The 17,646-nt window shown below is 26.9% G+C and carries 7 protein-coding genes and 1 rRNA gene; all 8 read left to right on the forward strand.

The window, feature by feature from the left end:
* The first annotated feature begins 1 nt into the window (after window position 1).
* Window positions 2–118, forward strand: a 5S ribosomal RNA gene (rrf, locus tag IC174_RS03170).
* Between the two features lie 275 nt (window positions 119–393).
* Window positions 394–2,415, forward strand: coding sequence for an N-acetylmuramoyl-L-alanine amidase (locus IC174_RS03175; protein ID WP_227482150.1), 2,022 nt, complete (start codon window positions 394–396; stop codon window positions 2,413–2,415).
* Between the two features lie 581 nt (window positions 2,416–2,996).
* A complete protein-coding gene (locus IC174_RS03180; RefSeq protein WP_227482151.1) occupies window positions 2,997–5,012 on the forward strand; it encodes an N-acetylmuramoyl-L-alanine amidase in 2,016 nt (671 codons plus the stop codon).
* A gap of 246 nt (window positions 5,013–5,258) precedes the next feature.
* A complete protein-coding gene (locus IC174_RS03185) occupies window positions 5,259–7,175 on the forward strand; it encodes a hypothetical protein (protein ID WP_227482152.1) in 1,917 nt (638 codons plus the stop codon).
* Window positions 7,168–9,387, forward strand: a complete 2,220-nt coding sequence (locus IC174_RS03190; protein ID WP_227482153.1) for an ATP-dependent helicase — start codon at window positions 7,168–7,170, stop codon at window positions 9,385–9,387. The genes IC174_RS03185 and IC174_RS03190 overlap by 8 nt, the downstream gene beginning before the upstream one ends.
* Window positions 9,388–9,520: 133 nt before the next feature.
* Window positions 9,521–10,351, forward strand: a complete 831-nt coding sequence (locus tag IC174_RS03195) for a PD-(D/E)XK nuclease family protein (protein ID WP_227482154.1) — start codon at window positions 9,521–9,523, stop codon at window positions 10,349–10,351.
* Window positions 10,341–13,811 (forward strand): helicase-exonuclease AddAB subunit AddB, encoded by a 3,471-nt coding sequence (addB, locus tag IC174_RS03200; protein WP_227482155.1) that lies wholly within the window; start codon window positions 10,341–10,343, stop codon window positions 13,809–13,811. Before IC174_RS03195 ends, addB begins: the two co-directional genes overlap by 11 nt.
* Window positions 13,811–17,638, forward strand: a complete 3,828-nt coding sequence (gene addA / locus IC174_RS03205) for a helicase-exonuclease AddAB subunit AddA (protein ID WP_227482156.1) — start codon at window positions 13,811–13,813, stop codon at window positions 17,636–17,638. Before addB ends, addA begins: the two co-directional genes overlap by 1 nt.
* The last annotated feature ends 8 nt before the right edge of the window (window positions 17,639–17,646 follow it).

A 17,646-nucleotide genomic window follows, 5' to 3' on the forward strand; every position in this document is an offset into this window, starting at 1 on the left:
ATGTGGTTACAATAGCAGAGAGGATACACCTGTTCCCATTCCGAACACAGAAGTTAAGCTCTCTAGCGCTGATGGTACTTGGTGGGAAACTGCCTGGGAGAGTAGGACGTAGCCACGTAATTTTTTTTGCATAAAATTTTATAAAAATCTAATTATTATATGTTTTTATTTGTCTTTTATAGATTTTTTTGGCAATAAATGATATAGTGAATATAATTAAATATTTAAATATTTAAATATTTAATTTTTTTTGTTTTTTTGTAAGTTTATTTTTATAACTTTCTTTAAAATTTTTGGGAGATACACTTTGACATTTGTTTTAAAAGTAATTTTAACAGTAAGTAGGATAAAAAATAAATAAAATAGAAATTTGTGTTAAATAAGGAGATTAATATGAAAAAAAATGCAAGATTGATAACAACAGGAATTCTTTCAATGGCAATTGTTGCACCTACAATGGCATTTGCTACTGAGTCTAATGCTATGGAAAATAATGCTAACTTAAATATAAATTTGGAGAAAAAAAGTATAGTTTTAGGAAGTACATCAAAAGTAAGTGTGAAGTTTAAAGAAAAGCCAGATGCTGATAGCATTACTTTAAAATATAAATGTTATGACATGCCACTAGATACAACTCTGAACTACAATCAATCAACTGGATTATATGAAGGAACAATCAACTACAATAAAGACCCAGAATATTTAAATGTATGGGAATTACAGGGTATAACAATAAATAGCACAACTAATCCTAAGACTTTAGATAAACAAGAATTAGAAGCTATGGGATTAAATTTAAAAGATTATGATGTAACACAGGAATGTATAATTGAAGACATAACTTCAAGAAAAGATGTAAGTAAATATATGAGAAAAACTTCTGCTCCTATAACAGAACTTACAGGAAGTGATAGATATGAAACAGCAGTTAAGATAAGTAAAGAAGGCTGGAAAAATGGTTCAGATAAAGTAATTATAATAAGTGGAGATGTAAGCATCGACGGTATTATATCAACTCCATTAGCTACTACATATAATGCACCAATACTTTTAGTTGAAAAAAACAGTGTACCAGCCAGTGTAAAAGCAGAATTAAAGCGTCTAAATCCTAAAGATATAATTATAATTGGAGATGATAATTCTATTTCTAAAACTACTGCTAATCAAATAAAATCAACTGTAAGTGCTAGTCAAACACGTTTGAATGGTTCTAATAGATATGAGACATCTTTATTGATAGCAAAAGAAATAGATAAAAATCATGATGTAGATAAAGTATATATAACAAATGCAAATGGTGGAGAAGTAGATGCACTTACTATTGCAGCAAAAGCAGGTCAAGATAAGCAACCAATTATATTAAGTGATAAAGACAGTCTTACAAATGATACATATAAGTGGCTACAAAGTGAGGATTTACAAAGTGCTTACTTTATAGGTGGTCCTCAAATGTTATCAACAAATGTTATCAATAAAATAAATGATATAACTAAAGATAGTGTTACTAAAAATAGAGTATATGGAGCAGATAGACATGAAACAAATGCAAATGTAATAAAAACATTCTATACAGAGGATGAATTAGAAGCTGTTCTAGTAGCTAAGTCAGATGTACTTGTTGATGCTTTAGCAGCAGGGCCATTGGCTGCTAGTTTAAAATCTCCAATACTTATAACACCAAAAACATATGTATCTGCATATCATAAGGATAATTTAGAAGCTAAATCTGCTAATAAAGTGTATAAGATAGGAGGCGGATTAACTTCTAAGGTAATGAATTCTATAGCATCATCATTATCTAAGCATAATACAACACCAACAGACCCAGGAACTAGTAATGGAGCAAAGACAGTTATGATTGACCCAGGTCATGGTGGCTCGGATACTGGAACAACAGGTAAACCATTAGGTGGAATTAGAGAAAAAGATTATACTTTAAATACTTCACTTGCAACAACTGAGTATTTACGTTCAAAAGGAATAAATGTAATTATGACAAGAGATACAGATAAGACTTTATCACTTGGAAATAGAACTGCCCTATCTAACTCTTTAAGACCAGATTTATTTACAAGTATACACTATAATGCATCTGATACAACTGGAAATGGAGTAGAAGTATTTTATAAACTTGCAGACAAAAATGGTGGAACTACTAAAACTGTAGCTACAAACATATTAAATAGAATTTTAGAGAAGTTTAATCTTAAAAATAGAGGTATAAAAACAAGAACACTATCAACTGACCCTACAAAGGATTACTTGTATGTTTTAAGAACTAATGATATGCCAGCTGTACTTGTAGAATGTGCATTTTTAGATAATGAGAAGGATATGAGTTTATTGAATTCATCATCAAAAGTAAAGGACATGGGTACACAAATAGGTAAAGGTATAGAAGAGTCATTAAAATAGTACATAATGAAAATACTTAAAAAACTCAGCATAAATTAATTTATGACTTTAGATTTAGTTTAAATCCATAAAATAAAAATATAATTCTGTTAGTAATAAAGACTATGTATAAGTTGTTGCAGATATAAGTGCAAATAGTGTATACATAGTCTTTTTGTGTTGAAGTTTTGGTTGCTAAGTCTCAGGTGTAATTATAGAGATGTATTTAACTTCTAGGTATTAATAGGTCGAGGACTTGAATAATATTTATATGATGTTTATTTATTAAAATATATATGTAACATTTAGAATGCAACTTTGAAAAATTAATTTTATTGACTTATAAAAATTTGATATAAAACTCTACAAAATATAATCATTATATGTTTTTATTTGTCATTTATAGATTTTTTTAGTAATAAATGATATAGTGGAAATGAGCAAATATATTTAATTATGTTTATTTTTTGTAATTGTTTATTTTTTGTAATTTAATTTTTAATAAATTTTTGCAAATTTAGATAAGCACACTTTGCTGTGTTTTAAAAAATTAAAAGATAAAAAAAGCAAGGTGAAAATCTATGTTAAGTAAGGAGATTAATATGAAAAAAAATACGAGATTAATAACAACAGGAGTTCTTTCAATGGCAATTGTTGCACCTACAATGGCATTTGCTACTGAGTCTAATGCTATGGAAAATAATGCTAACTTAAACATAAATTTGGAGAAAAAAAGTATAGTTTTAGGAAGTACATCAAAAGTAAGTATAAAATTTAAAGAAAAACCAGATGCTGATAGCATTACATTAAAATATAAATGTTATGATATGCCACTAGATACAACTCTGAACTACAATCAATCAACTGGGGTATATGAAGGAACTATAAATTATAATAAAGACCCAGAGTATCTAAATGTTTGGGAGTTACAAGGGATAACAATAAATAGCGCAACTAATCCTAAGACTTTAGACAGACAAGAATTAGAAGCTATGGGATTAAATCTAAAAGACTACAATGTAACACAGGAATGTATAATTGAAGATATAACTTCAAGAAAAGATGTAAATAAATATTTGAGAAAGACTTCTGCACCTATCACAGAACTTACAGGAAGTGATAGATATGAAACAGCTGTTAAAATAAGTAAAGAGGGATGGAAAAATGGTTCAGATAAAGTAGTTATAATAAATGGAGATGTAAGCATAGATGGTATTATATCAACTCCACTAGCAACTACATATAATGCACCAATACTTTTGGTTGAAAAAAATAATGTGTCTGATAGTGTAAAAGCAGAATTAAAGCGTCTAAATCCTAAAGATATAATTATAATTGGAGATGAGAATTCTATTTCTAAAACTACTGCTAATCAAATAAAATCAACTGTAAGTGCTAGTCAAACACGTTTGAATGGTTCTAATAGATATGAGACATCTTTATTGATAGCAAAAGAAATAGATAAAAATCATGATGTAGATAAAGTATATATAACAAATGCAAATGGTGGAGAAGTAGATGCACTTACTATTGCAGCAAAAGCAGGTCAAGATAAGCAACCAATTATATTAAGTGATAAAGACAGTCTTACAAACGATACGTATAAGTGGTTACAAAGTGAGGATTTACAAAATGCTTACTTTATAGGTGGTCCTCAAATGTTATCAACAAATGTTATCAATAAAATAAATGATATAACTAAAGATAGTGTTACTAAAAATAGAGTATATGGAGCAGATAGACATGAAACAAATGCAAATGTAATAAAAACATTCTATACAGAGGATGAATTAGAAGCTGTTCTAGTAGCTAAGTCAGATGTACTTGTTGATGCTTTAGCAGCAGGATCATTGGCTGCTAGTTTAAAATCTCCAATACTTATAACACCAAAAACATATGTATCTGCATATCATAAGGATAATTTAGAAGCTAAATCTGCTAATAAAGTGTATAAGATAGGAGGCGGATTAACTTCTAAGGTAATGAATTCTATAGCATCATCATTATCTAAGCATAATACAACACCGACAGACCCAGGAGCTAGTAATGGAGCAAAGACAGTTATGATTGACCCAGGACATGGTGGTTCAGCACCTGGAAATTCATTTGGAGGAATGATTGAAAAAGATTACAATTTAAATACTTCACTTGCAACTACTGAATATTTACGTTCAAAAGGAATAAATGTAATTATGACTAGAGATACAGATAAGACTTTATCACTTGGAAGTAGAACTGCTTTATCTAACTCACTTAAACCAGACTTATTTACAAGTATACATTACAATGGTGATAATAATAGAAAAGGTCATGGAGTAGAAGTGTTTTACAAGCTTAAAGATAAAAATGGAGGAACTTCTAAGACTGTGGCTACAAACATATTAAATCGAATTTTAGAGAAATTTAAACTTACAAATAGAGGTATAAAAACAAGAGTACTTACTAGTGACCCTACAAAAGATTATTTATACGTTTTAAGAACCAATGACATGCCAGCTGTACTTGTAGAATGTGCATTTTTGGATAATGAGAGTGATATGAAGTTAATAAATTCACCTGCAAAAGTAAAAGAAATGGGCACACAAATAGCTAAAGGAATAGAAGAATCATTAAAGTAATTAAAAATAGAGTGATTAAAGTTTAATATAAATTTATGATTGTGAGTTTATATTAAAGCTATAATTTGAAGTATGGGTGTGTAAATATATAAAGACTATATATACATTGTTGCATATACAAATGCATAACAGTGTATATATGGTCTTTTTTGTAGTTAAATGCAATAATTTGATTGTATTTTGAAAAATGCACAATATGATATAATTATATAATATACACTTAATTTAATTAAGGAAGGTGATTATGTGGAATATTTATTAAAAAAAAGCAGTCTAAAAAAAGATGAAAATGAATCCTTAGGTAAATATAAGGAATTATTGAATAGAACTGAAAATAACTCAAGAAGTATTATTTTATTAGTACCAAATAACAATACTAGAATAAGATATGAGAGGTCATTAGAATTAGATTATAGTGAAGAATTAAAAATAACAACATATATAGGATTTGTAAAAAAAGAATTATTAAAATATTGGGCACTTATAATAGAGAAATGTGAAGGAATAAATAAAAAATCTATATCTCCAACATTTATATCAAATAGTTTAAGTGAATATTTAATAATTAAAAAAGTTAAGGAAAAAAGAGTGAAAGAAGGATATTTCGAAGATATCACAGGAACGAATAAATCAATCGCAAAAAGTATAATTACAAATATAAGTAAGTCCGCATTTAATTTAATTGACTTTGATTTTATTGGAGAAAAAATATATTCATCAAAGAAAAATAGAAATAGTATATATAGATTTTCATATACTCAGATGGATGAAATTATATCATATTATATAAATACACTGCTTTCAAATTCAATGTTAGATAATGCACTGAGTGTATATCTATATAATAATTACCTTCTTAATGATGAGTTTTATTTAAAAAATTTACTTAAAGAATTGAGATATATAGTAGTTGATAGTCTTGAAAATTCAAGTAATGCAGAAGTAGATTTTATTGAAAAGGTGTCAAGCAATGCATTAGAAAGCCATATATTCTTTGATTTTAGTAAAGATTATTCTGTATTTAATAATATTGACATGGGTTATATAAATGAAAAGATAATATCTAAAATTAAATTTAAAGAAGAAATTAACTTTGAAAAAAGTAATATAAAAATAGAAGATTTATATTTATTACCCTCAAGTATAGAATTAAATCAATCAAGTCAACTATATAATGAAATGTTAGATTTAGTGAGCGAAAAGGTTGTAACACTTATAGAAAGAGGAGTATCTCCAAAAGATATAGCAATTATATCACCTATAAACAATACAATATTGGAGTATCAAATTAGAGATTCTTTGAAAGAAAAAAATATAGATGTTTTTAACACTAAAAAAGATAAAAAAGCTATAGATTACCCATATGGAAATGCTTTAGTGGTTGCAACTTGCATATTTTATGGATATTTAGACTTTATAAAAGATGAAGAATATATAAGTTTTTTAGAGACTCTTTTAGACATAAACAGAATAAAAGCATTTAAGATTTTTAAAGAAACAAGGTATTTAGAAGTTGATAAAATAGGAGGATATAATCAATATCGTGATATTTTACAGTATATTGAAGAAAAAAAGAAAAGTGATATAAAAATACATGAATTTTTAATTCAATTTTATATAGATAAAATGTTAAATTTAAAAGATGGTAAAAAGAATGTTGGTCTATGTAAACAGATAATAACTGAAAGTGAATCATTTAGTGAAAGTGCAAACCTACTTGGATTGAAAGAAGAAAAGATTTTTATAGAAGCTTTAAAGACGACAATAAATGATTATTATTCTGTTATTGATATAGAAGAGTTAAAAAGCAAAGATAAAATAGTAATAACAACTCCATATTCATATATATCATCAAATATAGATAGAAGTGTCCAGATATTGGTAGATATAGGAAGTAATTCTTGGAATATGAAAATAGAAAAAGATATAAGTAATTTAATTGTACTTAGAAAATCTTTTGAAGAGAAAAAAATTTATACAAATGAAATGGAAGAGTACTACAAGAAATATTATCTATATAATACAATATATAATTTATTGTTAAGTGCAAAGAAAGTTTATGCATATAAGAGTGAATACACAATTAATGGTTATATTCAAGAAAGTATGCTATATAGTATACTTTTGAAACTCTCACATAAAGGAGATAAAATTTATGATTAATATAAACTATAGAGAAGACCAAATACCAATAATAAATTATGAGGATGGAACTATGGCAGTTCCAGCAGTTCCTGGGGCTGGCAAGACATTTATAATAACCAATTTAGTAGCTAAACTACTCCTTGAACAGAAACATAAAGGTGGTAAAATATTAGTTCTTACATATATGAATAGTGCTGTAAATAATTTTAAAGGTAGAATAAAAAAAATACTTGAAGAAAACAAAATAGACGATATTAACTCATATGAAGTAATGACTATACATAGTCTAGCTGTAAAAATAATAAAGGAAAAACCCGAAATAGTAATGTTAAGTGAAGATTTTAATATAGCTGATGATTTACAAAAAAGTATTATATTAAATGAATGTATACATAAATTTAGATTTGATGGAGGAGAAAGAGCATTTAGATGGTTTCTAAAGGAGCAAAAAGATGAGAGATGGAAAGAGATAACTCTTGAAGCTTGGGAGAGAGGTTTTTTTGAATTTGTAGGAAATGCTATAAGTGAACTTAAATACAAGGGAATTTCTCCAGATAAGCTTGAAGAGATACTATCAAGAGGGCACAAAGGCATGCTTAAAGTGATTTTGCCAATATACAAATTGTATGATAGAAAATTAAAGCAAAATGGCTTACTAGATTATGATGATATATTAATTCTAGCAGAAAAAACCTTATGCTTAGATGAAGGACTTAGAAAAAAATTCCAAACTAGATATAAATATATTTTTGAAGATGAATGTCAAGATTCAAATGAAATACAAGGGAATATAATAAAAATTATATCAAGTGAAAATAATAATTTAGTTAGAGTGGGAGATATAAATCAGAGTATAACAGGTACATTTTCATCATCAGACCCTAGGTTTTTTAAAGAATTTATAAAAAATGCAAAGTGTTGTTATAGGATGGATATGTCAAATAGAAGTTCAAAAGATATACTAGATTTAGCAAATTCACTTGTAGAATATGTCACAAAAGAATTTAAACAAGAGGAATGCAGATATGCTCTTGAGGATATGCAAATAAAAACTGTTCCAACTGGAGTTGGATATAAAGAAAACCCTAAGCCAGAGCATTATAATATAAATGTAAAATGGTATAATAGTTGGAAAAATGAAATAGAACAAACTGCTAAATATGTTAAAGGTATAAAAAAGAAATATCCAGATAAGAGTATAGGAATACTAGTTCCATTTAATGAACAAGTTACACAAGTTGCTAAGGAACTTAGAGAGTATAGTCTAACCTTTGAAGAATTGGGTCCAAATTCTTTAAGTAAAAGAAAGGTTATAAATAGCATAGCTTCTATTATAGATTTTATGCTAAACTGCGATGATATAGAAAAGTTAATAATCGTACTTGATAAGGTTTTTATAAATACAGACAATGAGATAGAAGAAAAGAATTTTTTAGACAGATTAAAAAAATATACAACAGAAGAAATTATATATGATTTGAAATTTAATAAAGATAAATTTGAATCACTAGAAATTAATGAAGAAAGCGATATATATACAAGTTTTAAATATGGTATAGATATTATAAAACAGATATTAGAATACCCAATAATAAGGTTAGACCTGCTGATACTGTTCATTGGTAAAAAGCTCAACTTAGAAAAAGAGGATAAAGCAGTATTAGATTATATATCTTTTTATATAAAGTATTTAGTTTCGGAAAATATATATATGGACTTAGAAGATGTTTACAATGTTCTATTTGATGTTAAAAATAAGGTGTTTAATCACATAATAGATGTAGTTTATGAGATAAATGGATATGAGCCAGAACCTGGTAGCATAACACTATGTAATTATCATAAATCAAAGGGGATGGAATGGGATTGTGTGTTTTTATTAGGTCTTGTTGAATATAATTTCCCTGACAATATTACTCAGAAATTTCAGAGTGATAAATGGTACTTAAAAGAAAAATACAAAAATCCAATGGCTATTATTAAGTCAGAAATTGAAGCTATATTAAAAGGTAGTATTTCAACTGATTACGCTTATCAAACTAAAATTGATTCTATAAATGAGAAGATTAGACTTTTATATGTAGGAATCACTAGGGCAAAGGAGATGTTAGTACTTTCAGGGAGTGCTTATAGAGATGAAAATGATATAGGTAATAAAAGAAAAGAACAGAATCCTTGTGTTTATTTAAGAAGGTTGAATCAATATATTATTGAGAAAAGGTCAAATTAACATATAGATGAGTTAAGTTGATATATGAAATATAAGTATATGATGAGTTTAGCTTATATACTGTTAAAAGAATGCCAAATTAATATATAATAAATAGTTATTAAAAAATAAAGTTAAGAGAGAAGTGATATGATTGAATGATAAATTAAAATATTTTTCTTATAGTCAAAATTCAATTAACACATATAAATCGTGCCCACTAAAATTTAAATATAAGTATATTGATAAAATAAATTGGAAAAATGATGATATAGGTAGTAGAGAATATTATGATAGTTTAAAAACTGGAAGAGACTTTCATTTAATTTGTGAAAGATACTTTAGTAATATACCACTTGGAATCTATTTTAATGAAGATGATAAAAATAGTAAAAGATTTTCAAAATGGATTGAGAATATAAAAAAAATTGTTCCTATCGAAAAAGAAAAAATGTATTTACCAGAATATGAAGTAAGGATGAATTTAAATGGGGACATATTACAAGCAAAGTATGATTTAATTGTAGTTGGAAAAGGCAATATAGAGATATGGGACTGGAAAACTGAGTCTAAAAAGATTAACTATAAAAATGTGGAAAGTAGGATTCAAACAATAGTTTATATGTTTTTGGCAAAAGAAGTTATACCAAAAGTTTTAAAAATAGAAGTAAATGTTAAAGATATAAGTATGAAATATTACCAACCTGAATTTGATGATTTGCCAATTAATATCTCATATGATGAAGAAAAACATGAAGCAAATAGAAATAAGATTCAAAACTATATAGACATGATAAAAAGTACTAATTATGAAGAACATACATACGAACACAATCTATACAATGATATAGAAAAGGTATATAATAAAGAAGAACGTATGTGCTATAGAAATAAAAGTCATTGTAAGTATTGTGAGTTTAATAAATTATGCAATGACAAAGAAATAGATTATAGTATTTTGGAGGCGGAAATTTATGGGACTTAGGTTTATATTAGGTAGATGTGGAAGTGGAAAATCTACATATATATTAGATGAAATTAAAAAAGAATCTCAAAAAAATGAAATGACATCTGTTATACTTTTAGTTCCAGAACAGTATACATTTGAAGCTGAAAATAGAGTAAGCAAACTATTTTTAGGAAGAGAAAAGGACAAGTACTTAAGAGTTAGAGTGCTTAGTTTTAAAACACTGAGTAACATAGTTTTTTCTCAAACAGGAGGATTAACAGATGTAAATATAAATTCTAGTGGAAAAGCAATGATGGTGTATCGAGCGATAGAAGATGTAAGTGAAGAGTTAAATGTATTTTCAAAATCAAAGTCGCAATCTGGTTTTGTAAGTTCAATTACAGATATGATATCAGAAATGAAACAGTACAATATAAGTCCTGAAATGTTAGAAAATATATCTGGAGAATTAGAAAATGAGACATTAAGTTTAAAGTTAAAAGATATAAGTAAGATATATAATTCTTTTGAAGGAAAATTACATGAAAATTATATAGATGCTCAAGATATGTTGACTTCATTATCAGGTAAAATAGAATTGAGTAACTATTTAGAAGGAGCTTATGTTTATATAGATGAGTTTACAGGTTTTACACCAAATCAATACAATGTTATAAAAAGTATATTAAATAAAGCTAAAGATGTTAATATATCTTTGACTGTAGATAATGTTAATTATATTGGATATAGCAAAGCAGATGTATTTTCTAGAACTAAGTTTACTTATTCAAAATTAACTCAATTATGTAATGAAGAAGGAATAAAAATATTACCACAAGTAAATTTAAATACAGGCACTATAAAAAGATTTGAAGGAATTCAAGAGTTACAACATTTAGAAAAGTTTTATAATGCTTATCCATATAAAACATATATAAATCCAACTAAAAATATAAAAATAAAAGAATTTAATAATCTATATTCAGAGGTAGAAGAAATAGCTAAAGAAATTGTACATTTGGTTAGAGACAAAAATGTTAGATATAGAGATATAACTCTTGCTACAAGAGACTTAAATAGATATGATTTTTTGGTACATTCTATATTTAATGAGTATAACATACCTAACTTTATAGATAAAAAGAGAGAAGCAAAAAGTAATCCAATAGTTATATTAATTATTTCGGCTCTAGAAATGAAAAACAGACGATATGGATATGAAACTATGTTTAGGTATTTAAAGAGTGGTCTTATAGGAATTGATAATGATGATATAAATTTACTAGAAAATTATGTACTAGTCAATGGGATTAAAGGTAAGAAATGGTTTGATGAAAAGTGGGATTATAGAATAACACAAAGTCTTACTAATGAAGAAAGTGAATTTGAGGTAGAATTAAAAGATAAAATAAATAAAATAAAAAATAGAGTATTAGAGCCAATAATAAATTTACAAGAAAAATTAAAGGGAAAAAACAGAGTAAAAGAAATTTGTAAGTATATATATGAGTTTTTACTAGATATAAATATGCCAGAAACTATAGAGAGTTTAATAGTAAATTTTAAGGATAAAGGAGAACTCGATGTTGCTAATCAGTATTCACAAGTTTGGGATATAGTAGTAGATGTTTTAGACCAAATGGTGGAACTTATGGGTGAAGAAATAATATCCTTAGAAAAATTTATAAAATTAATAACTCTTGGTTTTGATGAGTATGAGTTAGGGCTAGTTCCTCCTAGTATAGACCAAGTACTTGTAAGTAGTGTGGACAGAATGAAAAATCCAAATACAAAATACTTATACTTAATAGGAACTACAGATGGTGTATTTCCTTTAATTACAAAAGATAGTGGAATATTAAGTGATAATGATAGGGAGAGTCTTGGAAATAAAGGTATTGAAGTTGACATAGATAGTAAAACTAGAAGTTTTGAAGAACAATTTTTAGTATATAAAGCCCTTACTTCAACATCTGAAAATCTAATTATAACATATCCTATATCTGACCATGAGGGTAAGACACTTAGACCTTCAATAATTGTATCAAGATTGAAGAAAATATTCCCAAATGTAGAAAATAAAAGTTATTTGATAGAAGAAGATAAAAGAACTAATGAAGATATACTTAAAAAAATAACTGTAAAATCACCTACATTTAACGAGCTTATAAGTGTAATAAAAAACTACGATAGTGATGAGTATAGCAAAGAAGAAATGAATAGTATCTGGTTAGATATATATAGATACTATCTAAAGGATGAACTATATAGTTCTATAACAAAAAAAGTTATAAAAGGTCTTAGTTATACCAATCAAGTTCATAGGATTGAAGAGAAAAAAATAAGGTCATTATATAAAAGTAATTCTCTTAGTGTGTCTAGGCTTGAAAAATATGCAGAGTGTCCATTTGCTTATTTTATACAATATGGCCTTAAAGCCAGAAAGCGTAAAGAGTATTCATTTACACCACCAGATTTAGGAACCTTTGTTCATAATATTTTAGATAGATTTTCAAAAGAACTATCACAAGATAATTTATTGTGGAAAGATATTGATGAAGAATATATAGAATTAAAGGTAGGTATTATAGTTGATGAAATAATCTCAAAGATACCAGGATATATATTAAATAGTTCTGAAAGATATAAATATCTTGCGTATAGATTGAAGAATATGCTTACAACAGCTATAAATATAATTAGCCAACAGATAAAACAAGGTTCATTTGAACCTGTAGATTATGAAGTTAAATTTGGTAAAGACGGTAAATACCCTCCTATAAAAATAGTTTTGAATAATGGAGAAGAAGTAAATTTAATCGGTCAAATAGATAGAGTAGATGAGTTTGAAGAAGGTGAAAACAAATATATAAGAATAGTAGATTATAAATCAGGTAATAAAGCTATAAGTTTAACAGAGATATACTATGGCCTACAATTACAATTACTTGTATATCTTGATGCAATCCTTGAAAGTGTAAAAGAAGAAGAAGATATAAATTTAAATCCAGCAGCAATATTATATTGTAGAATAAATAACCCAATAGCAAAGTTTAATGAAGATAAAGATGACGCTGAAATTCAAGAAGCAATATTAAAAGAGCTTAGAATGAAAGGGCTTGTGGTAAAAGATTCTCATATAATAAAAGAGATGGATAAGTCATTGATAGATGGAAAAAGAAAAAATTCATTAGTAATACCAGTAGGTCTTACAAAGGATGGAAATGTAGGTAAAAGCACATCTACAGTAAGTTATGAAGATTTTAGGTTACTTAGAAAATATGTAAAACATTCGATAAAGGATTTATGTGAAGAAATGTTGAGTGGTGAAATAAAGATATCTCCATATAAACATAAAGAGGGAACATCATGTGATTTTTGTGATTATTCAGCTATATGTCAATTTGATTCAACTATGAAAGATAATAAATATAAAATTTTAAATAATAAGAGCAATGAAGAGATAATAAAAATGATGGAAGGAGATGTTGATTGATGAGTTCTCCTAAATGGACAAAAGAGCAAACAGAAGTTATAGAAAGTAGAGACTGTAACTTACTTGTTGCAGCTGCTGCTGGGTCGGGAAAAACAGCAGTACTGGTTGAACGTATAATTCAAATGATAACAAGTAGAGAAAATCCAATTGATATAGATAAATTATTAGTAGTTACATTTACTAATGCGGCTGCATCAGAAATGAGAGAGAGAATAGGTGATGCTATAGGAAAAGCATTAGATGAAAATCCAGAAAATAAACATTTACAAAATCAACTTGTCTTATTAAATAAGTCAAGTATTACAACAATACACTCATTTTGTTTAGATGTTATAAAATCAAACTTCCATAGAATAAACCTAGACCCTAATTTTAGAATAGGAGACCAAACTGAATGCGCTATTTTGAAACAAGAGGCAATAGAAGAAGTATTTGAAAAATTATATGAAGAAAGAGAAGAGGGTTTTTTAAATTTAGTTGAAAGTTATGCAGAAAGAGGCGGAGATAAAGAGGTTCAGGATATTATTTTAGGAATATATTCATTTGCAATGGCTTCTCCTGAGCCTAAAAAATGGCTTGTTGATTCAGCAGAGAGATTTAACATTGATGAGGACTTTGATTTTTCAGAATCTATTTGGGCTAGAGCTATATTAGACACTGTAAAAATAGAAATTGATGGAATTTGCTCAAATATGGAAAAGGCCTTAAAAGAAGTTAAGTCAATAGAAGAGCTAGAAACTTTTACAGAGAAGCTTTCGATTGAGTATAAGAGAGTGGTCGATATTTCAGAAGCATGTAATAAATCATGGAATGAGGCATATAAGAAGATGTCAAGTATATCTTTTGAAAACTATGTAAAAGGTATAAAAAGGATACCAAAAGATGCTCCTTCATATATAAAAGAATCAAAAGAAAAAGCAAAAGCAATAAGAGATAAAATTAAAAAATCTTTAGAAAGTATAATAAATGCTACATTTAATAAAGATAGCGAATCTATTAAAGACGAAATTAAGTATCTTTATAATATAGTTAAACCAATATCCAATATTGTTCTAAGATTTGAAGAAGAATACAGCAATAAAAAAAGTGAAAAAGGAATAATAGATTTTAATGATATAGAGCATTTTGCCTTAAATATACTTACGAATATAGATGAGAATGGAAATATTGTACCTTCTGATATAGCTATGGGGTATAGAGATAATTTCTATGAAATATTTATAGATGAATATCAAGATAGCAATCTTGTACAAGAAGTACTGCTCAAAACTGTAGCAAACATAGATACTCCAAATAGATTTATGGTTGGTGACGTAAAGCAGAGTATCTATAGATTTAGACAAGCAAAACCAGAGTTGTTTTTACAAAAGTACAATAACTATAAAGATGAAAAAGGAAGTTCTCACAGAAAAATAATGCTTTATAAAAACTTTAGAAGTAGAGAAGAAGTTGTAGACTCTGTAAATTATATATTTGAAAATATAATGAATGAGAATATAGGAGAGATTGAATATACAGAAAAAGAAAGACTTAATTTGGGTGCAGATTTTAAATCAGATTTAGATGAGAACTCTATTGTTGGCGGAGCAACAGAAATACACCTTATACAAAAAAATACTAAACCTAGTAATGATATTATAAATAATAAAGATAATAATGTTAATAATGAAGAAAATGAAGTAGAAGAAGATGAAGAACTAGACAATATACAACTTGAAGCTAGAATGGTTGGAAAGATTATTAAGGATTTAATGAGAGCCAATGAAGACGGAAAGATTCAAAAAGTTTATGATAAAGGAATTGATGCCTATAGACCTGTGGAATTTAAGGATATAGTGATTCTTTTAAGAGCTACATCTGCATGGGCACCTGTGTTTGCAGATGAGTTGATGAATATGGATATACCTACTTATGCTGATGTTGGAGTTGGATATTTTGATACAATTGAAATAAAAACAATACTATCATTACTTCAGATAATAGATAATCCAATGCAAGATATACCACTTATAGCTGTGTTAAAGTCACCTATATTTGGATTTACACCAGAAGATTTAATTGATATTAGAATTCAAAATAAAGATAAAACTTTTTATGAAGTTTTAGAAAGTACATCAGAGTATGATGAATTTACAGAATCACAGAATGAAAATAAGTCGGATTTTGTACCAAGTGAAGAATGTATAAATAAAAGCAAAGACTTTCTGATTAAACTAAAAGAATTCAAAGAAAAATCAATGTACATGAGTACAGATGAATTTATATGGTATTTATATACAAAAACTGGATACTATGCTTATGTTGGAGCATTACCAGGTGGAAGTCAAAGACAAGCCAACTTGAAAGTACTTTTTGAGAGAGCAAAACAATTTGAAGAGACTAGCTTTAAGGGAATATTCAACTTTGTAAATTTTATAGAGAAATTAAAAAAATCTAGCTCTGATATGGGGAGTGCAAAAACACTTGGAGAAAATGCAAATGTTGTTAGAATAATGAGTATCCATAAGAGTAAAGGTCTAGAATTTCCAATAGTTATATGTTCTGCTATGGGAAAAAATTTCAATACTCAAGATTTTAAAAAGAGTATTTTATATCATCATAACTTAGGATATGGACCTCAGTTTGTGGATTATGAGAGACGAATTTCTTTTCCAAGTATAGCTAAAGAAGCACTAAAAAGCAAAATAAATATAGAAAATTTATCAGAAGAGATGAGAGTCTTATATGTTGCATTTACGAGAGCAAAAGAGAAACTGATTATAACAGGCTCTACTAGAAATGTACAAGATAGCATGAAAAAATGGTCCAATGGAATTGAAAATTTAGATACAATATCACAATATGAAATACTAAAAAGTAAGAATTTCTTAGATTGGATAATGCCTTGTGTATTAAAACATAAAGATTTATCTAATTTATTGGAAGATATGGGATTAGATGTGCCATTTAATGTTGAACATAATTCAAAATGGTATGGAAAGTTATGGAATAAGGATGATATTTTAATACAAAAGAAAAATGATGAAGAAAAAGAAAGTATTGAAAAAATTCTTGAAAAAATAGATGTAGATGAGCCTGATAGCGATTATTATGCTGAAATAGAAGAAAAGTTAAACTATATATATCCATATGAATTTAGTACAAAAAAACCTGCTAGTATATCAGTTACAGAAATAAAAAAGATACAAAATAATTATGAAGAAGAGTTGATAAATACTATATTCGAACAAAAAATAACCTTAAAAAAACCTCTATTTATTCAAAATGATGAAGAAAAAGAAAAAATAAATGGAGCAGAAAGAGGTACAATAATTCACTTAGTTATGGAAGTTTTAGATTTAAAGAAGGTAAACAACATAAGTGATATAAAGATGCAAATAAAAAGTTTTATTTCAAAGGGTATAATAACAGAAAAGCAAGCTAGTATAGTAAATCCTTATAAAATATATAAATTTTTTACATCTAATATAGGAAAAAGGATGTTAAATGCTGAACTTATAAATAGAGAAAAGTCAATTTATGCACAAGTAAATATGAAAGATATATATCTTTATGAAGAATTGATAAAAAATGATGATAAGAAAATTTATGACAAAGAAAGTGTCATGTTAAGAGGTATAGTTGATGCTTATTTTGAAGAAGATAATCAGATAGTTTTAGTAGATTATAAAACAGATTTTGTAAATGAAGAAAATATAAATCAGATAATAGAGAAATATAAGAGACAATTAGATTTATATGCAGATGTTATTGAAACTTTAACTGGAAAATCAGTAAAAGAAAAATGTATATATTTATTTGGAATTGATGAGGCTGTTTGTTATTAATTATTTTG

The sequence above is a fragment of the Clostridioides sp. ES-S-0001-03 genome (assembly GCF_020676075.1).
In the GTDB taxonomy this organism is placed as follows: Bacteria; Bacillota; Clostridia; order Peptostreptococcales; family Peptostreptococcaceae; genus Clostridioides.